This window comes from Humidesulfovibrio idahonensis (assembly GCF_054657715.1).
This window is the reverse complement of the sequence record NZ_BAAHYE010000002.1, coordinates 1,255,703-1,276,274: the sequence shown is the minus strand read 5'-3', so window position 1 is coordinate 1,276,274 and position 20,572 is coordinate 1,255,703. Positions and strand designations below refer to the sequence as shown.

Annotated in this window: 28 protein-coding genes; 14 read left to right on the top strand and 14 right to left on the bottom strand. The window is 65.5% G+C overall.

Going from position 1 to position 20,572, the window contains the following annotated elements; all coding sequences use genetic code 11:
• Positions 1–55 precede the first annotated feature (55 nt).
• Together ACYQ4W_RS06290 and ACYQ4W_RS06285 are read right to left on the bottom strand one after the other, a co-directional pair.
• On the bottom strand, positions 56–958 hold the full coding sequence (locus tag ACYQ4W_RS06290) for a M23 family metallopeptidase (RefSeq protein WP_459854147.1): 903 nt from the start codon (positions 956–958) through the stop codon (positions 56–58).
• Between the two features lie 62 nt (positions 959–1,020).
• On the bottom strand, positions 1,021–1,782 hold the full coding sequence (locus ACYQ4W_RS06285) for a tRNA lysidine(34) synthetase (protein WP_459854145.1): 762 nt from the start codon (positions 1,780–1,782) through the stop codon (positions 1,021–1,023).
• Positions 1,783–1,985: 203 nt separating this feature from the next.
• Between ACYQ4W_RS06285 and ACYQ4W_RS06280 the strand changes: the two genes are divergently transcribed.
• The 4 genes from ACYQ4W_RS06280 to moaC are packed head-to-tail and all read left to right on the top strand — an operon-like array spanning position 1,986 to position 5,228.
• Positions 1,986–3,344, top strand: coding sequence for a DUF4340 domain-containing protein (locus tag ACYQ4W_RS06280; RefSeq protein WP_459854143.1), 1,359 nt, complete (start codon positions 1,986–1,988; stop codon positions 3,342–3,344).
• 51 nt (positions 3,345–3,395) lie between these two features.
• Complete coding sequence (gene rpoZ, locus ACYQ4W_RS06275) at positions 3,396–3,617, top strand: DNA-directed RNA polymerase subunit omega (RefSeq protein ID WP_459854140.1); 222 nt, start codon at positions 3,396–3,398, stop codon at positions 3,615–3,617.
• A gap of 11 nt (positions 3,618–3,628) precedes the next feature.
• Entirely contained in the window at positions 3,629–4,747 is a 1,119-nt protein-coding gene (gene dnaJ / locus ACYQ4W_RS06270) for a molecular chaperone DnaJ (protein WP_459854138.1), read from the top strand.
• A 1-nt stretch (position 4,748) separates the two neighbouring features.
• Entirely contained in the window at positions 4,749–5,228 is a 480-nt protein-coding gene (gene moaC / locus ACYQ4W_RS06265; RefSeq protein WP_459854135.1) for a cyclic pyranopterin monophosphate synthase MoaC, read from the top strand.
• Positions 5,229–5,307: 79 nt separating this feature from the next.
• On the opposite strand, the gene bioA is transcribed toward moaC, so the two are convergent.
• From bioA to ACYQ4W_RS06215, 10 genes are all read right to left on the bottom strand, one after another.
• Positions 5,308–6,633: an adenosylmethionine--8-amino-7-oxononanoate transaminase gene (gene bioA, locus ACYQ4W_RS06260; RefSeq protein ID WP_459854133.1), complete on the bottom strand. Its 1,326-nt coding sequence runs from the start codon at positions 6,631–6,633 to the stop codon at positions 5,308–5,310.
• Positions 6,630–7,250 (bottom strand): dethiobiotin synthase, encoded by a 621-nt coding sequence (gene bioD / locus ACYQ4W_RS06255; protein ID WP_459854130.1) that lies wholly within the window; start codon positions 7,248–7,250, stop codon positions 6,630–6,632. Before bioD ends, bioA begins: the two co-directional genes overlap by 4 nt.
• Complete coding sequence (locus ACYQ4W_RS06250; protein ID WP_459854128.1) at positions 7,247–8,026, bottom strand: methyltransferase domain-containing protein; 780 nt, start codon at positions 8,024–8,026, stop codon at positions 7,247–7,249. Before ACYQ4W_RS06250 ends, bioD begins: the two co-directional genes overlap by 4 nt.
• Positions 8,013–8,678: an alpha/beta fold hydrolase gene (locus tag ACYQ4W_RS06245; RefSeq protein WP_459854125.1), complete on the bottom strand. Its 666-nt coding sequence runs from the start codon at positions 8,676–8,678 to the stop codon at positions 8,013–8,015. Before ACYQ4W_RS06245 ends, ACYQ4W_RS06250 begins: the two co-directional genes overlap by 14 nt.
• Entirely contained in the window at positions 8,675–9,817 is a 1,143-nt protein-coding gene (locus ACYQ4W_RS06240) for an aminotransferase class I/II-fold pyridoxal phosphate-dependent enzyme (RefSeq protein WP_459854120.1), read from the bottom strand. The genes ACYQ4W_RS06245 and ACYQ4W_RS06240 overlap by 4 nt, the downstream gene beginning before the upstream one ends.
• A gap of 39 nt (positions 9,818–9,856) precedes the next feature.
• A complete protein-coding gene (gene hisF, locus ACYQ4W_RS06235; RefSeq protein WP_459854117.1) occupies positions 9,857–10,636 on the bottom strand; it encodes an imidazole glycerol phosphate synthase subunit HisF in 780 nt (259 codons plus the stop codon).
• A complete protein-coding gene (gene hisH / locus ACYQ4W_RS06230; RefSeq protein ID WP_459854115.1) occupies positions 10,629–11,267 on the bottom strand; it encodes an imidazole glycerol phosphate synthase subunit HisH in 639 nt (212 codons plus the stop codon). Before hisH ends, hisF begins: the two co-directional genes overlap by 8 nt.
• Positions 11,268–11,355: 88 nt before the next feature.
• Entirely contained in the window at positions 11,356–12,282 is a 927-nt protein-coding gene (locus tag ACYQ4W_RS06225) for a DnaJ domain-containing protein (protein ID WP_459854112.1), read from the bottom strand.
• Positions 12,279–12,746 (bottom strand): YkgJ family cysteine cluster protein, encoded by a 468-nt coding sequence (locus tag ACYQ4W_RS06220; protein WP_459854110.1) that lies wholly within the window; start codon positions 12,744–12,746, stop codon positions 12,279–12,281. The genes ACYQ4W_RS06225 and ACYQ4W_RS06220 overlap by 4 nt, the downstream gene beginning before the upstream one ends.
• Positions 12,743–13,168, bottom strand: a complete 426-nt coding sequence (locus tag ACYQ4W_RS06215) for a CoA-binding protein (RefSeq protein WP_459854107.1) — start codon at positions 13,166–13,168, stop codon at positions 12,743–12,745. The genes ACYQ4W_RS06220 and ACYQ4W_RS06215 overlap by 4 nt, the downstream gene beginning before the upstream one ends.
• Positions 13,169–13,295: 127 nt before the next feature.
• Here ACYQ4W_RS06215 and ACYQ4W_RS06210 point away from each other — a divergent pair, with 127 nt between their 5' ends.
• Positions 13,296–14,522, top strand: coding sequence for a M24 family metallopeptidase (locus ACYQ4W_RS06210; RefSeq protein WP_459854105.1), 1,227 nt, complete (start codon positions 13,296–13,298; stop codon positions 14,520–14,522).
• Between the two features lie 3 nt (positions 14,523–14,525).
• On the opposite strand, the gene ACYQ4W_RS06205 is transcribed toward ACYQ4W_RS06210, so the two are convergent.
• Entirely contained in the window at positions 14,526–15,017 is a 492-nt protein-coding gene (locus ACYQ4W_RS06205) for a SixA phosphatase family protein (protein WP_459854102.1), read from the bottom strand.
• Between the two features lie 214 nt (positions 15,018–15,231).
• On the opposite strand from ACYQ4W_RS06205, the gene ACYQ4W_RS06200 reads away from it, so the two are divergent.
• Positions 15,232–16,194: a hypothetical protein gene (locus ACYQ4W_RS06200; protein ID WP_459854100.1), complete on the top strand. Its 963-nt coding sequence runs from the start codon at positions 15,232–15,234 to the stop codon at positions 16,192–16,194.
• Positions 16,191–16,778: a CDP-alcohol phosphatidyltransferase family protein gene (locus ACYQ4W_RS06195; protein WP_459854097.1), complete on the top strand. Its 588-nt coding sequence runs from the start codon at positions 16,191–16,193 to the stop codon at positions 16,776–16,778. The genes ACYQ4W_RS06200 and ACYQ4W_RS06195 overlap by 4 nt, the downstream gene beginning before the upstream one ends.
• 6 nt (positions 16,779–16,784) lie before the next feature.
• On the opposite strand, the gene ACYQ4W_RS06190 is transcribed toward ACYQ4W_RS06195, so the two are convergent.
• On the bottom strand, positions 16,785–16,985 hold the full coding sequence (locus ACYQ4W_RS06190) for a twin-arginine translocase TatA/TatE family subunit (RefSeq protein WP_459854094.1): 201 nt from the start codon (positions 16,983–16,985) through the stop codon (positions 16,785–16,787).
• Between the two features lie 150 nt (positions 16,986–17,135).
• On the opposite strand from ACYQ4W_RS06190, the gene ACYQ4W_RS06185 reads away from it, so the two are divergent.
• The 7 genes from ACYQ4W_RS06185 (at position 17,136) to ACYQ4W_RS06155 (ending at position 20,568) form a co-directional block, all read left to right on the top strand.
• Entirely contained in the window at positions 17,136–17,522 is a 387-nt protein-coding gene (locus ACYQ4W_RS06185) for a hypothetical protein (protein ID WP_459854092.1), read from the top strand.
• 15 nt (positions 17,523–17,537) lie between these two features.
• Positions 17,538–18,371: a hypothetical protein gene (locus ACYQ4W_RS06180; RefSeq protein WP_459854090.1), complete on the top strand. Its 834-nt coding sequence runs from the start codon at positions 17,538–17,540 to the stop codon at positions 18,369–18,371.
• Positions 18,372–18,380: 9 nt separating this feature from the next.
• Positions 18,381–19,061 (top strand): HAD family hydrolase, encoded by a 681-nt coding sequence (locus ACYQ4W_RS06175; RefSeq protein WP_459854087.1) that lies wholly within the window; start codon positions 18,381–18,383, stop codon positions 19,059–19,061.
• An 89-nt stretch (positions 19,062–19,150) separates the two neighbouring features.
• On the top strand, positions 19,151–19,483 hold the full coding sequence (locus ACYQ4W_RS06170) for a YggT family protein (protein WP_459854084.1): 333 nt from the start codon (positions 19,151–19,153) through the stop codon (positions 19,481–19,483).
• Between the two features lie 4 nt (positions 19,484–19,487).
• Entirely contained in the window at positions 19,488–19,991 is a 504-nt protein-coding gene (locus tag ACYQ4W_RS06165) for a DivIVA domain-containing protein (protein ID WP_459854082.1), read from the top strand.
• A 66-nt stretch (positions 19,992–20,057) separates the two neighbouring features.
• On the top strand, positions 20,058–20,303 hold the full coding sequence (locus ACYQ4W_RS06160; protein ID WP_459854079.1) for a DUF167 domain-containing protein: 246 nt from the start codon (positions 20,058–20,060) through the stop codon (positions 20,301–20,303).
• Between the two features lie 34 nt (positions 20,304–20,337).
• Complete coding sequence (locus ACYQ4W_RS06155) at positions 20,338–20,568, top strand: DUF465 domain-containing protein (protein ID WP_459854077.1); 231 nt, start codon at positions 20,338–20,340, stop codon at positions 20,566–20,568.
• Positions 20,569–20,572 lie beyond the last annotated feature (4 nt).

The window sequence follows — 20,572 nt, the reverse complement described above, 5'->3', positions numbered from 1 at the left end:
AAGCATAGAGCGCCCGGAAGGGCTGATCGCAGTGGTGCTGAATGCGCGTTTGGGGCTAGTTCAGAATGTAGCGCATGGGGTTCACGGGAACGCCGCCTATGCGCACCTCGTAGTGCAGGTGCGGGCCCGTGCTGCGGCCGGAATCGCCGATGAAGGCGATGACCTCGCCGCGCTGCACCACCTGGCCCTGCTTCACGTTGGCGCGTTGCAGGTGGGCGTAGCGCGTCACCAGCCCGGTGCCGTGGGTGATGTTGACCACAAGGCCGTAGGAGGCGTCGCGCTCGATGAAGGACACGACGCCGCGTGACGGCGCGTAGATGGGGGTGCCGGCCGGGGCGGAGATGTCGAGCCCCTTGTGGAATTCCTTCTTGGCCGTAAAGGGAGAGCTGCGCCAGCCGAAACCGGAGGTGACCCAGCCGCCTGCCGGCCACACCGAAGGCGTGGATTCCAGCACGTCCTTGTTGGCGCGCAGGCGTTGGATGACTTCCTGCTGGCGCACTTCCTCAAGCCTGGCCTCCACCGAGAGCTGGCGCAAGAACTCGTTCATCTTGCGGGCCAGCAGCTCCTGCCGGTATATGGGCAGGTAGCCCTTGGTGGAGTCCTGCCCAGGCCCCCCGCGCGAGGCCACGCTCATGGTGTTCTCCTGCTCCAGGTTGATCATCACGCGCAGCTTGGAGTCGAAGTCGCGGATGCGCGAGACGTCCTTCTGCAGGCTGATGAGCTTTTGGCTCAGGTTGAGCAGCTGCGACTTTTGCTCGTTGGCGGATTTCTCGGTGAGGTTCAGGCTGCGTTCCAGCGTGCCGCTGCTGGCCATGTTCTTGAGCAGCACCAGGTTGCCGTAGACCATGAGCGCCAGCACAAGGCCGATGCCCAGGAGCATCCAGCCCCGCATTTGGATCTTGCGGGTGGTGCCGCGCTTTTCGCGGAACATGACGATATGGAAGCGGCCGAACAACATGTTGTTTTTTGTCAGAACCTTGGCGTTTATGAAATACTGCCGGAAGTTTCTCACCTAGCCCATCAGGGCTGTGGGGTCAAGGGAAGCTCCTGGCGGTCCAGCTGGTAGCGGGTCAGGGCGTTGAAGACATTGTTGCGGATGCGCTTGTCGCGGCCCATCTCCAGCTGCAGCCAGTCGTGGATCTCCGTGCGGCGCGTGCTGCCGGAAGACGGGCAGTCGTTCTTCCAAATGGGCAGCTCCCATTGGCGTGCGGCCGTGCGCATGAAGGACTTTTCCAAAAACAGCGCGGGGCGGATGACCTTGAGGCGGCCGCCGAAGAAGTCCTCGGAGGCGGTGAGGCCGTCCACGCGGCCGTTCTGCACCACGTTCATGAAGAAGGTGACCACGAGGTCGTCCGCATTGTGGCCAAAGGCCAGGTGCGTCAGGTTGTACTGGCTGCACAGGTCGAAGATGCGCTTGCGGCGCAGCATGGCGCAAAAGAAGCACGGGGAGTTCTTGCGGTTTTCATCGGAATGGGCGCGGGGGCCGTGGTCCGAAAGCTCGATGTGCGCGGCCAGGCCTTCCTTGGCGCACCAGTCCACCAGCGGTTTGTGGCTCTCCGGGGTGAAGCCGGGATTCACGTGCAGCACCATGAGCTCGATGGGGAAGGGCATGATGGCCTTGCGGATGGTCAGGGTCTTGATGAGCGCGAAGCTGTCCACCCCGCCGGAAACCGCCACGCCGATGCGCGCGCCCGGGCCCACCATCGCCAGCTTCTGCATCAGCATGCCAACGGTGCTGACGCATTTCTTCTGTGCAAACGTCAACTTGCCAAAACCGGCCATGGGCGTCTCCTCTCTCGGCTTCCAAACAATCCGTGGGGGGCTTATGCTATTTGCGCTTGACATGCAACCGGCCCACGGTTAACTGGAACTCCTTTGTGTGACAGCTTCGTTTAAAGATCAACCGATTCGCCGCCGCGCACCCCTGCGCGGTCAGGATAGACTCCCCCAGGGCGCTGCCCTTAGCCATACTTGGAAGGCCAGCCTTGACCAATCCCGCCACACGTCTTGGACTGCTGCTTATGCTGGTGCTGCTGATGGCGCTCGGCATCGGCTATTTCCTGTATCAGCAGGAACAGCGCCTCGCCCTTGGCGTTTGGCCGGATTACTCCATTGACGCGCTGCAAAGCATCGAGATCGTTTCCGGAAAGGACCGCTACACCCTGCTGCGCGAGCCCTCCGGCTGGGTGGTGCGCCTTGACGGCGCCGACGCCGATGCCGTGCCCGTGCCCGCCGATGTGGCGCGCATCGAAGCCCTGCTCGCGGCCATCACCCACAATCGCCCCCGTCAGACCCTGGACCAGGCCGCCGGCGTGGACACCACGCAGCTCGGGTTCGATTCTCCCGCCGTGCAGATGCTGCTCAAGCCCTCAAGCTCCGACGACCGCCCGGTCCGCCTGACCCTGGGACACGAGACGCCCACCGGCGCGGCCATCTACGCCCACAGCTCCCTGGCGCCGGAGTCGGTGTTCCTGCTCGACGCGAGCGTGCTGCACCATTTCGACAAGCCATCGGAATACTACTTCGATGCCCGGCTGCTCGACGTGCGCGGCGAAGACGTGCAGCGCCTCACGCTTTTCGGCGGGCATGGCGTGCAGTGGGACATGGAGCGCAAGGACGACGTGTTCACCTTCACCGAACCGGCGAACATGAAGGGCACGACCCTTACCGCGTCCGAGGTTCGGCTCTACGTGCACAACCTCACCGCCATCACGGCGGATGTCATCATGACCAAGCCGGACCGGCAGGTGACGGGCAAGCCCGCCTGCGTCATAGAAATGCTGATGCCCAAAGCCACTGCGCCGTTGCGCCTGGAGCTCTTCGCCCCCCTCGACGCCGATCAGGTTTACGGGCGCTCCTCACGGCACCCCAGCGGATTTCTCATCGACAAGGACAAGGCTAAGAGCCTTATCCGCCAAGCGTACGACATGCAGTGGCGCGGCGTGGTGAACTTCGACTCCACCAAGGTGGAGGGCGCGCGCATCTTCTCCATATCGAACAACCAGACCCTGCAGGTGGACAAAAATCCCACCGGCTGGGAGGAACGCGATACCGGCCGCAAGATGTCGGGTATTGACATGACGCTGTGGCGACTTAAAGAGTTAAGGTTCGAAGCGGAACCGGTGCCCCGTCTGGGCTACCCAGCGGCGCAGCGCCTGGAGCTCGACCTTCTCGCGAAGGACGGCAAGGTGCTGTCTAATTTTACGTTCTTTACAGATCCCCGCCTCCCGGCGGACCAGTGCTGGCTCAAGGTCGGATCGGAGGAGATGTTCTACCCGGTCTCCAACCAGCTGCTCGAAGATGTGCAAGGATATCTGCCTGCGCGGCAGCCCAAGGCCCCTTAGGGCGCGCGGCGCGGCAGTCCCGGTTCAACATTCGATTTCAAGGAGTGCTTCATGGCGAGAATCACAGTTGAAGATTGTCTCGAGAAGGTCCCCAATCGTTTTCTCATCGTGCAGATGGCCATCAAGCGCGTGAAGCAGTATCGTGAAGGTTACGCCCCGCTCATCGATTCGCACAACAAAGAGGCCGTCACCGCGCTGCGCGAGATCGCCCAGGGCAAGGTGCTGCCCGGCGAATCGATCCCCGAGGCCGGCATCCAGGCCCCTGAAGCCTAAAGATCGCTCCAATGGCCAAGCGCGATTTCTATGAAGTTCTCGGAGTCGAGAAGAACGCCTCCGAGGATGAGCTGAAGAAGGCCTACCGCAAGCTGGCCTTTGAGTTTCACCCCGACCGCAACCAGGAAGACCCCGAGGCCGAGCAGAAGTTCAAGGAGGCCGCGGAGGCCTACGACGTGCTGCGCGACCCGGAGAAGCGCCGCCGCTACGACACCTTCGGTCCTGACGGACTGAACGGCGGCGGGCAGGGCTTCAGCTCGTCCGAGGACATCTTCGGCGCCTTCAGCGACATCTTCGGCGAAGTCTTCGGCTTCTCCGGCGGCGGCGGGCGTGGCGGCGGCAGGCGCCCCCAGGCGGGCATGGACCTGCGCTACAACCTGAACATCACCTTCCGGCAAGCGGCCAAGGGTGATGAGGTGCAGCTGCGCATTCCCATGAACGTGCCTTGCGAACAGTGCAAGGGCACCGGCGCGGAGCCCGGCACCGACATGACCGACTGCCGCCAGTGCCGCGGCACCGGCCACGTGCAGCAGGCGCAGGGCTTCTTCCGCATCTCCGTCACCTGCCCCACCTGCCACGGCCGGGGCAAGATCATCACCAAGTTCTGCGGCGCCTGTCACGGCGCGGGTGTCACCAGCCAGGTGCGCGAGCTCAAGGTGCGCATTCCGGCCGGCGTGGACGACGGCTCGCGCCTGCGTTTGCGCGGCGAGGGCGAACCCGGCGTGAACGGCGGCCCCCACGGCGACCTCTTTGTGGTCATCAGCGTGGAGGCCGACAAGACCTTCGAACGCCAGGGCCAGGACCTTGTGCTGCGCCGCACCATCAGCATGGTGCAGGCGGCCCTGGGCGACAAGATTGAAATTCCCACCCTGGACGAGCCCATCAAGGTGGATATTCCCAAGGGAACCCAGGGCGGCGAGATATTCCAGCTGCGCGGCATGGGCATGCCCCATCCCAGCGGCGGCCGCAAAGGCGACCTGCTCATCGAGGTGCGCGTGGAAACGCCCACCGGGCTCTCGGCCAAGCAGGAGGAGCTTCTGCGCGAATTCGCCAAGCTTGAAGAGGAGAAGCCTTTGAAGAAGGCCAAGAACTTCTTCAAGAAGGCCAAGGAAAAGGTCATGGGGGACTAGCATGAGCCAGGACTTCTCGCACTTGGACGCCGAGGGGCGCGCCCGCATGGTTGATGTCTCGGGCAAGGCCGAGAGCGTGCGCATCGCCCGCGTCCGAGCCGAGGTCCTGCTCAATGCCGAGACCATGCGCCTGCTGGTGCAAAAGGCCCTGCCCAAGGGCGAGGTGCTCGGCACGGCGCGCATTGCGGGCATTCTGGCCGCCAAGCGCACCTTCGAACTCATTCCCTTGTGCCATCCCTTGCCCCTAGACTTCGCCGACGTCTCCTTTGAAATCGACGAGGCCGCGGGCATTGTGCGCATCGAAGCCGAGGCCCGCACCAGCGCGCGCACCGGCGTGGAGATGGAGGCGCTTTTGGCCGCGCAGGTGGCCGCCGCCACCATCTACGACATGTGCAAGGCCGTGCAGAAGGACATCCGCATCACCAACTGCCGTCTGGTCTACAAGAGCGGCGGCAAGAGCGGGCTGTTCCAGGCCGAGTAGCCCTCCCTGCCAAGAAAAATGAAACGCCCGCCCCGGTATGCTGCCGGAGCGGGCGTTTTTGCGTCATCTGCGTTGCGGGCTAGGAGGCGTAGAGGTGCGCCGTCTCGTGCAGCACGTCGGTCAGGCCGTTTTGGGCGCGCTTCAAATCCTCCGGGCTGATGCAGGCGGGCGGCATGAGGTAGACCACGTTGCCCATGGGGCGGATGAGCAGGCCGCGCTCGAAGCACTTGGCCTTCACCGCCGCGCCGATCTCTGCGCAGTAGTTGCTCACGTCGTTGCCCAGGGTCACCGCGGCGATGGACCCCAAGGCGCGGGGGCGCGTCACGCCGGGCAGGTGCGCAATCTCGGCCAGCCAGGCCCGGTTGGACTCGGTGATGCGCGCGATGCGCTGCAAGGTCTGTTCTTCCTCAAAGAGTTCGAGCGAGGCGAGCCCGGCTGCGCAGCCCAGCGGGTTGGCGGTGAAGGAATGCCCGTGGGCGAAGGCCGTGTAGAAGCTGTCGCTGAGGAAGGCCTCGTAGATGCGCTCGCTGGCGACCGTGGCCGCCAGGGGCAAAAAGCCGCCGCTGATGCCCTTGGACAGGCAGACCAGGTCCGGCGTCACCTGGGCCTGCTCCATGGCGAACATGGTGCCTGTGCGGCCAAAGCCGGTCATGACTTCATCGAGAATGACCGGAATGGAGCGGGCCTGCATGCGCTCGCACACGGCGCGCAGGAACTCCGGCCGGCACATGTTCATGCCGGAAGCGCCCTGCACCAGCGGCTCGGCAAGAAAACCCGCGGCCTCGTGCCCGTGGCGGTCCAGCACGTCGTCGATGCGCGCCAAGGCCATGGCCTCGCGCTTTTCATAGCCGCTGTCGCCTATCCAGGTGGGGGCGAAGGGCAGATGCACCACCTCGCACAGCAGCTCGTCAAAGGGCCCGTAATAGCCGCTGGTGCGGCCAACGGCCATGGCGCCGAAGGTGTCGCCGTGGTAGCCGCCCTGCATGGCCAAGAATAGCCGCCGGTTGGTGACGCCTGTGTTGCGCCAGTACTGCCAGGCCATTTTGAGCGCCACTTCGATGGCGGTTGAGCCGTTGTCGGAGTAGAACACGCGGGAAAGGGGCCGGGGCATGGCCTTGACGATGGCCTCGGCCAGGCGCGCTGCGGGCTCATGCGTGAAGCCGGCGAAGATCACATGCTCAAGCGTCGCGGCCTGCCTGGCCAGCGCGGCGGCGATTTTGGGGTGGCTGTGGCCGTGCACGTTGACCCACCAGGAGCAGGCCATGTCCAGAATCTCGCGGCCGTCCTCAAGAAACAGCTTGGCGCCCAGCGCGCTCGTCACCGGCAGCGGCGGGGGCGCTGTCTGCTCTTGGGTGAAGGGGTGCCAAACGTACTTTCGGTCAATCTCGACAAGGCTTTCGCTCATGATTTCCACCTGATCCAGTCCAGGGCTCCGGGCTGGGGGGCCACGCGTTTGAGGGAATCCCTGGTCAGCGGGTCCAGGGGCGGAATCTCCGCCAGCACGGCAACGTTGCCGAACTGCTCTATGGCCGCGCGGTTGCCGGGGTTCAGCGGACCGGAAAGCACCACGCCGAGCACGGGCACATTGCGCGCCCGCAGGGCGGCCAGCGTCAGGCAGGTGTGGTTGATGGTGCCGAGCCCGCTCCTGGCGGCGACGATGACCGGCGCGCCCAGGCGCACCATGAGATCCAAGGTGGTGGCGCTCTCGTTCAGGGGCACCAGCACCCCGCCCGCGCCTTCAATGACCAGCGGCCGGGAGGTCTGCGGAACGGTGAAGTCGTCCAGCTCTATGCGTTTGCCTTCAAGTCTGGCGGCGTCGTGGCCGGAAAGGGGCGCGCGCAGCAGGTGCCGCTCCGGGTGGGCAAAGGCTCCGGAAAGCCGCGAGACGATGTCCGCGTCGCGGTCGGGCGGATGGCCGGTCTGGATGGGTTTCCAATAGTCCGCGCCCGCGTGCAGGCACAGCCAGGCGGAAACAACGGTCTTGCCCGCGTCCGTGTCTGTGCCGGTGACGAAAACCTTCATGTCTTCTCCTTCATGATGAGACCATAGAGAACGCGCGCCGTGGCGTCCATGCCCGCGGCGAAGCGCCGCAGCACGGGCCGTATGGGGGCCGGGCGGTAGCCGGGCCGGGGCTGGTCCGCGCCGATGCCACGGAAGCTGTCGGCAAAGGCGCGGGCGTTCGCATAATGGATGACATGGTGCGTGGTCTCGAAATGTGCGGTGCGGCCCGCGTCGGCCGCAAGGGACGACAAGGCGCGGATGAGCGCGTCCTCCTCGGGCATGGGCAGCAGGCCGGAGGAGCGGCCAAGATCGCGGAAGGCCTGCTCCCATTCCGGGAAGCTCCCGGCCAGTGGCACGGCGAAGGCGAGCAGGGGCGTTTGCCGCGCCATGTTCGCCAGCCCGGAGATGGGATCGCGGAACCACTGCGCCGCGAGGTTGCTGACGATGGCCGCGGGGGCCTCGGCAAAGCGGGCGCCCTCGCCGTCCTGCACGGCGAAGGATAGCTGCGGCAGGTGCCCCAGGCGCGCGCGGCAACGCTCCAGCATTTCCGGCGCGATGTCCGTGGCCAGATAGCGCTCGGCCTGCCCAGCCAAAAGCGAGGACAGCAGCCCAGTGCCGCAGCCTATCTCCGTCACCAGGCCCGTGCGCGGCAAGCCGCCGTGCGCGGCGATGAAAGACGCGAGCCTGCCCGCGCTTTCCCGCTGGAGCAGGGCATGGTCGTCGTACTGCGCGGCGCGTGCGCCGAAGCGCCGGGCCACCAGTTCGCCGTGCGTGGGCGGCGTCTTAGCGCAGGCCATGGATGAACTCCCGCACAAGGGGCAGGCAGTCTTCGGTGCGTGTGAAGGGCAGGGCGTGGCCTCCAGCCGGAAAGGTCTTGAGCCGTGCGCCGGGCAGGGCGCTTTGCGCCTCATGCGCCAGGCTTTCGGGCACGATGCGGTCGTCCGCCGCGTGCAGCAGCAGGACCGGAGGCGTCTGCTCCGGCCGGGCGCTCATGTCGAGCTCGCGCAGGCCGCGCAGGTCCTCGCGTAGGCGTGACAGTCCCTCGGCATCCGGCGGGGTGGCGGCTGTTGCCTCCTGGCCGCAGCGCTTGGTGAAGCGGCGCAGCACCTCGGCCGGGGCGACGTCCAGCCGCGCGAGCATGGCGTCCAGCAGTTCCGGCGGCGTGCCCGTGTCGCGCCCCGGCGTGGCGCAAAAACGCAAAAAGGCCCCGAAGCCGATGAGCCCGCGCCAAGGAATATCCATGCCGAGAAGCCGCGCAAAGCCGAAGGAATGGCCCACGCCGATCCAGTCGTCAGGGCTTTGCGGAAGGCTGCCCGGAATGTCCATGCGCTCTGGCCCGAAGTAGCCCGCGTCGAGCAGCACGACCGGACGGTCGGCAAAGGCCTCGGCCCAGGCGCGCCAGACGCAAGGGCCGTAGCCCCAGCCATGCAGGAAGACGAGGCCGGTCATAAGCTGCCGAGCGCCTCCAGCAGGCGGGCCATGTCGGCGTCGGTGTGCGCGGCGGAAAGCCCCAGGCGCAGGCGCGAACTGCCCTGCGGCACAGTGGGCGGGCGGACGGCGGACACGAGGATGCCCTTGGCCGCAAGGGCCTCTTTGGCCGCGACCGTGCGCTCCGGCGTGCCCAGAATCACGGGCACGATGTGCGTTGTGGAATTGCCGGGATCAAGGCCGAGCTTCCGCAAGCCCTGGCGCAGGTTCTCGGCGCGGGCGAGGAGCGCCTTGCGCTCGGCGTCCAGGCTGGGCAAAAGCTCCCAGGCCGCCAGCCCCGCGGCCACCACCAGCGGCGAGGGCGCGGTGGAGAAGATGAAGCCCCCGGCCTTGTTGATGAGATAGTCGCGCACGAGCCGCGTGCAGGCCACGTAGCCGCCGCTGCAGCCCAGGGCCTTGCTCATGGTGCCCATGACCACCGTGGCCGGGTCCAGGTCGATGGCCTCGCACAGGCCGTAGCCGCGCGGGCCGAAAACGCCTGTGGCGTGGGCCTCGTCGATGTACAGCAGCGCGCCGAAGCGCCGCGCCAAGGACTGAAGCGCGGCCACGTCCGCCTGGTCGCCGTCCATGCCGAAGACGCTCTCGGACAGGATGACCCGGGGCCGGGCTTCCTGGGCGTGTTTCTCCAGCAGCGCTTCAAGGTGCGTCAGGTCGAGATGCCGGTAGCGGATCTGCCTGGCTCCGGCCAGGGTGCAGCCCAGGTGCATGCTGGCGTGGTTGAGCTTGTCGGCGAAGACCAGCGGCTCCACGCCGAGGACATTCTTGTCCAGCAGGGCGGCGATGCACGCGGCGTTGGTCTGGTAGCCGGTGGAGAAGATGAGCCCGGCCTCTGTGCCTTTGCCGGCGGCGATGCGCGCCTCGAAGGCCTGATGCACCGGCGTGTTGCCGGACAACAGCCGCGAGCCCGTGGAGCCCGCGCCATGCTCGCGGCCCGCCTTGAGGGCGGCGTCCACCAGCTCCGGCCTTTTGGCCAGGCCCATATAGTCGTTGCCGGAGAAATCGAGCAGCGGAGCGGCGGGCGTCTCGGGCAGGCGGCGCAAAAGGCCCTGGCCGGCCAGGGAGTCCAGGGCGGCGGAATAGCGTTGCAGAATATCGTTCATGTCATGCGGCCTTTGGACCGCGAAAGGGCGGACCGGCGGCTACCAGACCATGCGCATGCGCACGCCCTGGGCCGAGATGTGTTCCTTGAGCTGGCGGATGGTGTACTCGCCATAGTGCACGATGGAGGCGATGAGCGCGGCCGAGGCCTTGCCCTTGGTGAAGGCGTCGGCCATGTGCTGCGGGTTGCCCGCCCCGCCGGAGGCAATCACGGGAATTCGCACGCTCTTGCTCACCAGCCGGGTCAGCTCCAGGTCATAGCCGTCCTTGGTGCCGTCCGCGTCGATGGAGTTGAGGCAGATTTCGCCAGCGCCCAGCGACTCGCCTGTTTTGGCCCATTCCAGGGCGTCCATGCCAGTGTATTTGCGGCCGCCGTGGATGACCACCTCGAAGCCGGACGGGATCTTGTCGCTCTTGTCCACGCGCTTCACGTCCATGCCGAGCACCACGCACTGCGCGCCAAAGGCTGCCGCGCCTTCGCTGATGATGTCCGGGTTCTTGACCGCGCCGGAGTTGACCGAGCACTTTTCGGCCCCGGCCAGCAGCACGGCGCGCATGTCGGCCACGCTGTTGATGCCGCCGCCGACGGAGAAGGGGATGAAGATCTGGCTGGCCACGCGCTCCACCACGTCGAGGAAGATGCCCCGGCCTTCGGAAGAGGCGGTGATGTCGTAGAACACGATTTCGTCCGCGCCCTGCTCGTAATACATGCGCGCGGTTTCGACCGGGTCGCCGATGTCCACGTTGCCCTTGAACTTGACGCCTTTGGTGAGCTTGCCGTCGCGCACGTCGAGGCAGGGGATGATGCGCCTGCTAAGCATTGCGGACCTCCAGGCAGTAGTCGTGGAAATTCTGCAGCAGCTTGAGGCCCGGCGTGCCGCTCTTTTCCGGGTGGAACTGCACGGCCCACAGCCCGGTGCGGCCGTGGATGGAGCAGAAGTTCTCGCCGTATTTGGTCTCGCCGATGACGAAGTCGGGCTTGGGGGCGGGGTAGTAGCTGTGCACGAAGTAGAACTCGGCTTCGGCCGGAATGTCCTTGAAGAGCGCGCACTCGGTCTTCAGCTTCACGCTGTTCCAGCCCATGTGCGGCACGCGGATGGGAGTGCCGTCCTCCTCGGTCCAGGCCGGGTTGAACAGGCGGCATTCGCCGGGGATGATGGCCAGGGTGCGGGTGTCGTTCTCTTCGCAGTAGTCCAGCAGAATTTGGCAGCCGACGCAGATGCCCAGCAGCGGCTTCTCCTGCCAAATGAGGCTCTTGAGCACCTCGTCCAGGCCACCGGAGGTCAGTTCGTCCATGGCCTGGCCAGCGGCGCCGACACCGGGAAAGATGATGCCGTCGGCGCTCGACAAGACATCGGGGTCTGCGGTGATCTGGTTCTCTATGCCCAGATGGTCGAGGGCGCGGCGGACACTGGTTTGGTTGCCGGCCTTGTAATCGAGGATGGCGAGCATTCCGGGCTCCTTGATGCTGGTGTGACGCAAAGGTTTCCTGTGCGGACTAGTCAATTTCCTTGCGGAACACAAGGGGGCGGAATGCGTGCTATTTGGCGAGGACCCGCAGGTACAGGTCGCCGGTGAAGGGGCCGAGCTTGCGCCCAAGGCCGCGCAGGCGCACGGGGCGGCCCACCACGAAGTCCTGCGGCAGGGTCACCTCCACGGTGCGGGGATCGCCGAAGCGCGCAGTGATGGTGAGGCGCAGCACCTTGCCGGGCCCCAGGGCATGGGCGGGGTAGCTCACGGTCTGCTCATCGTCCAACTGGCCGCGCAGCCAGGATTTGACGCCGCCGACCAGGCCTTTGCTCAGGTCCACGCCCAGGGTCTTGTTGCCCCAGGTGAGCTCCAGCCTGCGGCGCTTGGGCGCGGCAGGAGGCTTTTGCTGGTGGCGCGGGCCCAGGGGCGACTGGGGGGGCACCGGCTGGCCGGGGCCTGGCTTGCCGTGCTTGAGCTGGCTGTAGATGTCCTCAAAGACCTGCCGGGCGAAGGGATCGGAGAGCAGATCGCGCAGGACTTCTTCCTCGCGCAGGTGAAAATTTGCGCCAAAGCCCGTGCCCGATTGCTGCGCCGACTGCTGTGCGGAAGATTGCGCGGACTGTTGGCTATCCCGCTGGGCATCTTGCTGCCCAGGTTGCTGGCCGGGCTGCGATGCGGAAGGCCGCCCGTTTTTTTGCGCGGACTGCGCGGAGGTCTTGGCGTAGGCCTTGCCCGCCTGGGTCTTGCGGGCCTTGGCGTCGGGCGGTTCCTCGCGGTTGCGCCGCGCCTTGCCCATGCGTTCGGCCGGGTCGTCCTGGATGGCCCGCGAAAGCAGAATATACGCTTCGTTCAGTTCGCGGAATTTCTCCGCAGCATCGGGCGAGGGGTTGAGGTCCGGGTGCAGCGAAAAGGCCAGCTTGCGGAAGGCGGCCTTGACCTCGTCAAGCCCGGCGCTGGGCGGAACCTTGAGAATGCGCTGGCAGTCGCGGATGTTCATGAGCGGCGGCGATTTTTGAGCGCTTCCGTGAGCACCAGGGCGTGGGGCGTTTCGCTGCCGGGTTCGTGGACAAGGCCGTTTTGGTACAGGTAGTCCACGCCCTCCTGGATGAAGGCTTCGTGTCCCGCGCCGTTTTCCACGCCGGGGCAGTCGCTTTGGATCATCTCCCAGCTGGCTTCGTCCACGAGGTTGCCGCGGAAGTACGGCCAGGCGCGGCAGATGTCGGGCCTGCCGGGATGCACGCCGCAGCCTTGGCCCTCGCGGAAGAACACGCAGAAGCCGTCCGGCCCGGCGCGCAGGCGCAGTTTTTCTCCGGCGCGTTCGGCGAAGCGCTCGAGCATCTCCTCAACGCCGATCCCCAGATGCGCGGCAAGGCGTTCGCGGTCGCGCTCGGTGAGCACGATGCCGCCCTCGCCGTGGCAGCAGTGGCCGCAGCGCTTGCAGTCAAAAGCCGGGTCGGTCATGCTCCACCCCCTGTGACGAGTTGGGCGTGGTCCACCATGAGGCAGCGGTCCTGCACGACGAAGATGCCGCTGTTCTTCAAAATTTCCGCCGCGTCCGCGCTGACGATGCCCGACTGCATCCAGAAGGCGCGTGGCTTGTGCGCCAGGGCAAGGGCCTCGCGCGCATGCTCGGGGCAGGCATCGGCCGCGCGGAACAGGTCGATGAGGTCGATGGGGCAGGGCACGTCGGCCAGGGTGGGGTAGGCCGCCAGGCCCCAAACGCTTGGGCGCTTGGGATGCACGGGGATGACGGTGAAGCCCGCGTCGATGAGATAACGCCCCACGCCGTCGACCGGCTGGCCCGGCTTGTCCTTGGCCCCCACGATGGCGATGGTCTTGACCTGCCGCAGCAGGGCGGCTAGCTCTGTGTCGCTGTACAGCATTGTGTCCTTTATGGCGTGTGCGCAGTGAAGCCATAGGGCGTCCTGCCCGTGCACGGCAAGTGATCCTGTAACGCAATCGGCCCCGATTGCCTAGACCCGCAACCTGCCCGGCGCATGGGAGTATCGCATGTTTGAAGCATTGGCCACAATCCCCGCTGACGAATTGTCCCTGCGCCATGCGCGCTGCCGCAAACTGTTGGCCGAACTCGCGCCCGAGGCGGGCGGCCTGCTCGTGTTCGCGCGGCCGGCCATATATTACCTGAGCGGCACCATGGGCAATGGTTGCCTGTGGCTCCCGCGCACGGGCGAGCCGCTGCTCATGCTGCGCAAGGGCGAGGGCCGCGCCGCGCTCGAGGCGCCGGGCATCCGTGCGGCCACGTACCGCTCCTACAAGGATCTGCCGGGCCTGGCCGCCGAGTCCGGCGCGCCGTTCACCGATGTCCTCGCGGTGGACATGGGCGGGCTCACCTGGCAGCTGGGGCAAATGCTGGCCGACAGGCTCTGCGCCCACCGCTTTGTCTCCGGCGACCAAGTCCTGGCCATCGCCCAGTCCCTCAAGAGCGAATGGGAGCTTGGCATTTTGCGCTCCTGCGGCGAGCGGCACCACCTGGCCCTGCACGACGTCATGCCGCGGCTCATGCGGCCGGGGCAAAGCGAGCGCGAGATAGCGCACACGGCCTGGGCTGTGTTCTTCGAGCTTGGGCACCAGGGCATTCTGCGCATGAGCGCCTTTGGCGAGGAGTGCTTCCTGGGGCATGTGTCCGCGGGCGATTCCGGCAACTACCCCAGCAGCTTCAACGGTCCGCTCGGCGTGCGCGGCGAGCATCCGGCCGTGCCCCTCATGGGCTATGCGGGCAAGGTGTGGAAGAAAGGCGAACCCCTTGGGCTCGACATCGGATTCCAACTGGAGGGCTACCACACGGACAAGACCCAGCTGTACTGGGCCGGACCGGCCGCCGGCATTCCCGCCGAGGTCCAGGCGGCGCATGACTTCTGCGTGGATGTGCAGGCCTGGGCGGCGGAGGCCTTGAAGCCCGGCGCCCTGGTGAGCGAGATCTGGGCGCATTGCCTGGAGTGGTCGAAGAAGGCGGGGTATTACGACGGCTTCATGGGGCTTGGGGCCAACAAGGTGCCGTTCCTTGGACACGGCATCGGCCTGGCCATCGACGGTTATCCGGCCATCGCCAAGGGCTTTGACAGGCCGGTGGAGCGGGGCATGGTCTTCGCCCTGGAGCCCAAGCAGGGCATTCCCGGCCTGGGCATGGTGGGGGTGGAGAACACCTTCGAGGTCACCGACGCCGGCGCCAAATGCATCACCGGCGACGCCTACGAGCTGCTTTGCGTCGAGGAATAGCGGCTAACCCGCGGCGATCATCTGCAACTGGCCCGGCTGCAGCAGCCAGCGCAGGGTGGCGTTGCGCGCATTCATGTTCGGCACGCCCAGGGCCAGCAGCGCGCCGCCCTCCAGCGCCAGCGAAAGCCGCGGACCGGAGGAGAGCAGATGCGAGGCCAGGCTGCCGAGCAGGGGCAGCTCGCCGCACAAAAGCACGGACTGGAAGCGCTCGCACTGGCGCAGCTCTTCCAGGCAGGTTTTGATGTTCGTGTTGCCGCGCAGGGCTTCAAAGCTGGTGACGCTTGACTGGGCGTAGCCCAGCCCCTCGGCCAGGATGCCCGCGGTTTGCAGGGCCGGGTGAAAAGGGCTTGCGAGCAGGGCGTCGAACCACAGTCCCATGATCTTCATGGCCCTTGCGGCGCTCACGATCTGGTCGTGGCCCACGGGGGTGAGAGGCTGATTGGCTTTGACTTCCTGGGGCAGGCATGCGGCGTGCTGCATGAGGTACAGATTCATGGCTCCCTCCAGGCTGGTGAGCGTTATCAATCCAATCTAGCCCATACCCGGCCGGGCCGCAAGCTTTCGTATCACCGCCTGAGTGCTGGATTTCCGGGGCGCAAACGTTGTGCCCGGCGCCGATGTGGTGTAGGGTGGCTCCATGACCGTTTCAAATGGAGCACCGGCGGCTTGCCGCGTCGTGATTCGCAATGTGGAATATGGGGCTCGCGGCGTGTTGCGTCGGCTCGGTCTCGTGTGCGCCCTGATCCTGGCCGTGTGCGCCGTTTCTCCGCCTGCCCTGGCCGAATCCATTCATGTCAGCGCCAGCGCGGACGCCAAAAAATCGCCGACCCAGGCCCGGCAGCAGGCCCTGGAGCGCGCGCTCGTCGAGGCCGTGTGCCAGGAGGCGCAGCGCATGCTGCCCTCGCCCGCGCCGCAAGCGCGCCTCGACGCCTTGCGCGCGCACCTTTCGCCGCACGCTGTGGATTATGTCCTGAGCTATCAGGAATCCGGCTTGGCCGCTGCTTCCGGAGAGGAGGCGAAGGCGCAGGAGCCGGCTTCAGCGCCCGCCTCGCCGTTCACGCTCGAACTCGATGTGACCATCCAGCGGACCTATCTGCGCAGCACGCTTGTGGGCCTGGGCTTTTTCGCCGGGGACCGGCACCCGGGCACGTACCTGCTGCGTCTTGGCGCCGGTGTCAAAGAGAAGGACGTGCAGGCCCTGGCCACGGACGACGCGCTTCTGGGGCTCACCCGCGTGAAGCAGGCCGCCCCGGCCGAGGGCCGCGCCGAAGTGACCCTGGAGCGTTTGCCGCAGGGCTATTACAAGGCCACTCTGCGGCACAAGGATGTTGTTCTCGCCGCGGACGCCGCGGAACTGCCTGCCCTGTGGCTGCAAATCTGGTCCAAGTATTTTTCAGACAGCCGCATGCTGCCCGGACCGGGCAAGCAGGTGCTGACCATAAGCGGGTTTTCCGGCGTGGACGCTGTGCAGGGCTTTGTGCAGCTCATGGCCGCCTGGGACGACGCCGTGCAGGACCCAAGCCTTGCGGGCATGGATATCGGCATGGACGGCGTGAGCGGGCGCTTCTCCTGCCGTGTCCTCAACCAGGAGGCGCTGAACGCCCGCCTGCGCGAGGCCCTGCCCGGCCGCAAGCTCACCCTTTCCGGGCAAGCAGGGGTGGCGGCTCCATGACTCCACCGCTGCGCGAGAACAACTGGACCATTCCCAACCTGCTCACCGTGACGCGCATCATGCTCACGCCGGGTTTCGTCATGGCCTTTGTGGACCATCGCTTCGACCTGGCCTGGGTGCTGTTCGCCATCGCCGGCCTGACCGACGCCCTGGACGGCACCTTGGCGCGCATCCTCAAGCAGCGCTCCACCTTTGGGGCCATGCTCGACCCCCTGGCGGACAAGGTGCTGCTGGTGACGAGCTTCCTGTGCCTGGCCTTGCAGGATTGGATTCCGCGCTGGCTGGCCGTGCTGGTGGTCAGCCGCGATGTGTTCATCGTGGGGGGGCTGGCGCTCTTGAACTATTCCGGCGTGGACGTGAAGCGCGGCATCAAGCCGGTGTGGATCAGCAAATGCGCCACGCTGGCGCAAATTTCGCTCGTGCTGCTCATCATGGTGGAGCACAGCATGGACATGTTCCGCCCGGACATCCGCCTGTGGCTGGTGTGGACCGTGGCGCTGCTCACCTCGCTCAGCGGCTTCTATTATCTGCTCATCGGCCTGCGTATGTTCCCCCACAACGAGAATGGGCACATCCGCCTGTAGCTTCGCCTACTTGCCTTCATCCTTGTCTTGCGCGCGCTTCTGGCGCTCGGATTCCGGCGTCACGTCGACCTCGTCCGGTTCATTCAAGCTGCGCTTGAAGTTTTTGATGCTGCGGCCCAGGCCGGAGCCGAGCTGCGGCAGCTTGTTCACGCCGGTGATGATGAGCACCACGATGATGATAAGCAAAATTCCTGTGAGTCCGCCCATTTGTTGATCCTCCTGACAGCGACAGTGTATCCCTGGCCGGTTGGCTGGTCAATGGCGCGGCCGCGCTCCGCCTTTACAACTGCCGTCCCGGCAGCGTACAAAACGCCAGCGGAGGCGGCGTGATGAATGGTTTTGGAGCTGGAACGGCGCATGACTAAAGATGCGAAAGCGGGCGTTGTGCGCCTGCCCGCCTTTGGCTGCCGGTCCTATCATGTGGGCCGCTGCCTGTACGAGGAGCAGCTCAACCCCGGCCTGAACACGGCCTGGCATTGCGTTGTCCTGTCCAAGTGGGAGGGCGTGTACGACGACTTCCTGAACCGCGCCGAAAACTTCGGCCTGGACGAGAAGGAGCTGGCGCGGCTCTGGCGGCTCAGGTTCGAGCGCCTGGCCGAGGAAGCCATCGACTGCAAGGATTTTGTTCCGGCCCTGGCCGAGGCCATGCCGGAGTGCCGTCATCTTTTCGTGGACATCTGCCTCTTGCGCCTGCCGGAGTGCCACGGCCACTGCAAGAACTACCGCCTGCACACCAAAGCCTGAACTGGAGACCGCCGCATGATCTTCCACTTTCCGCAGATGCACCCCGAACTTTTACCCGCCGCCGCGCGCGCCGCGCTGCCCGCCGATGCGCGCTTTCTTGATCCCGGCGTGGGCAAGCCCGGCAGCCCGGACCATGTGCGGCCCGACCTTGCGCCCTTTGATGCGCGCACGGCCAAGGCCCTGCTGACCGACACGCTGCGTTTCGGCGAATCCGTCTCCAGCCCTCGCGATATTTTGGCCCAGGGCCTGGTGGAGCAGGCCAACGCCTTGAATCCTGAAAGCAGCCGCGCCGTGCAGGCCGAGGTGGAGCGCAGCATCCTCGGCGCCGTGGCGCCGGAGCAGGCCGCGCCCGACGCCCTGGAAAACGCGCGGAGGCAGGCGCAGATGGTCCTGCTGCTGGCCTGGAACCTGGAAGACCGCCTGCTGGACCTGCGCGGGGCCGAGGCCAAGATCCAGACCGCCTGGGAGCGCCTGGACAAGAGCGTTTCCGCTGGCGAGGGCGAGTCCGACGACGAGTCCGACCATGAGTCCATGCATCTGGGCCGGGAGCTTTCCGGCCTGACGCTGCCCATGGGCGCGAGCACGGCTCTGCCGTGGCGCAAGCTCTTGGAGAGCTTTGCGGTGCTTGTTCCTGAGGCGTTTTGGGCCACCACGGAGGAAGAGATAGGCGCCGCGCTGACGGATGCCGGCGTGCCGGAAGCCCCTCTGGCCGACATGCCCGGCGCTGCGTGCGTGTTCCGCGCCCAGGCCTGGAGGCTCATCGGGCTGGACCGCCTGCCCGAGGCCCGGCCCTGGCTCGACGCCATGGTCACCCTGGGCGTGTATGCGCCCGTGGCCGGGAACGAGTAGGGCCGCACCATGCCAGTGCTCGACCTGGACTTCGACGCCTCCGCGCTGCGCCGCTACCGCGGCTTCATCTTCGACTGCGACGGCGTGCTCATCGACTCCTTCGTGGCCAACACCGTGTACTACAACAAGTACCGCACGCATTTCGGCCTGCCGCCCATGAGCCCGGAGGACGAGGTCTACACGCACATTCAGAACGTGTACGACTCCTTGCGCCGCATTGTGCCGGCGGAGCTCTACGAAGAGGCCATGGCCTACCGCTCGCAGATCGACTACAAGGACATGCTGCCGTTTCTCACGCGCGAGCCCGGCATCCGCAGGCTGCTCGGCTGGCTCAAGGCCAAGGAGTTTCTCCTCGGCGTGGACACCAACCGCATGGACACCGTGCATTTGGTGTTCAAGGCCGTGGACCTGGAGAACTACTTCAGCCCGGTGATGACCGTTGCCAACACGGCCGCGCCCAAGCCCAACCCCGACGGCGTGCGCCAGATTCTGGAAGCCTGGGGCGTCGGCCGTGAGGATGTGGTGTTCGTGGGCGACTCCAGCGTGGACATGGACACGGCGCGGAATGCGGGCGTGGACTTCTGGGCCTTCAAGAACCCGGACCTGGAGGCCGAACTGCTGGTGCCCGATTTTTCCACCTTGCTCGATGCGCTCAAGCGGGCCTGGCCGGAACTTGCGGGGCAGCCATAGGGGCTTGATTCTTCGCTTTTGGTGTGCCACAAGAGAGGCACATGCAGGGGTGCCAGATTTACCCGGCGGCCCCATGATGTGGAGGTTTGATGTCGTATCTCATGATTATCGTTACAACCCTTGTGTCGGTCATCGGCTGGATGCTGTCGGCGTACATGTGGGTTGTGATCATCTCCGCACTTATTACCTGGGTTAATCCAGACCCTTATAATCCAATCGTCCGCTTCTTGCGCAACGCCACGGAGCCGGTTTTCTACCGCATCCGCCGGTGGCTGCCTTTTGTCGTGGTGGGAGGCTTCGACCTTTCGCCTATTTTGGTCATCGTGGGGATCCAGATCATCACGCGCATCCTCAATCAGCTTGTTTGGGATTTCGCCTCGGCGCGCATGATGGGCGCCCTGTCCTCCGTTCTGGTGGGGTAGCAGCATGACCATCTCCAAGATCGACCTTCTGAACCGCAAGTTCACCAAGCGTGTTTGGGGCTACGCGCCCGAGGAAGTCGACCAGCTGATGGCCGAAGTGGCCGAGATGCTTGGCGTCGTGGCCGAGGAACGCAAGAACCTCATCAAGAAGGTCAAACGCATGGAGTCCTCAGTCGAGGAGTTCCGCCAGCGCGACGAAACCCTGCGCGACACGCTCATGAGCACGCAGAAGATGGTCGACGACATCAAGGGCGGCGCCCAGCGCGAGGCCCAGCTGATTCTCGACGAGGCGCGCTCCAAGGCGGAGAACATGGTCCAGCAGGGGCACAATCGTTTGGCCCAGCTTTATGAAGACATCGAAAATCTGAAGCGCCAGCGCAGCCAGTTCGAAATCCAGCTGCGCGGCCTTTTGGAAACGCATTTACGTGTTTTGGAGAGCGAGGACCCTTCCGCGTCGCGGTTGGAATCCTTGGAGTCGAAGTTGAAGTATTTGCGGAAAGCGGAGTGAAATTGCGTGGGACAGGCGCCCCCTGTATTTGTCCGCCAAGCGGGCAGCGGGGAATGGCGGATTAAGGTGTGGGTGCAGCCGGGGGCCAAGCGCGACGAGCTGGCCGGGCTGCATCAGGAATGCCTCAAAATCCGGCTCAGCGCCCCCGCCGTGGACAACAAGGCCAACCAGGCCCTTGTGCTGTATGTCGCCGGCTTGCTCGGCCTCAAACGCAGCCAGGTCAGCCTCGCGGCCGGGCACACGTCCCGCAAGAAGACACTCCGAGTCCTGGCCGAGAAAGAGCCGATCTGGCCTCAGGTCCAAATGGACTAGGCTGGCGGGCAACCTCCAACTGAAGGAGCCACACATGGAAGCATTGGATCGCGCCCTCATCGAACAGTATGCAGTTGAGGATTCTGAACTACGCTCTTTGTGGCAGCAGCACCAGGATTACGAAAAGATGATCGTCAAGCTAGAAGGCAAGCCTTTCCTAAGCCCCGCCGTCGAACAAGAGGTCAAGGAGCTGAAGAAGAAGAAGCTTGCCGGTAAGACGAAGCTGCAAGCCTTACTTGATAAGTATCGTCAACAGGAGGCTTAGTGTT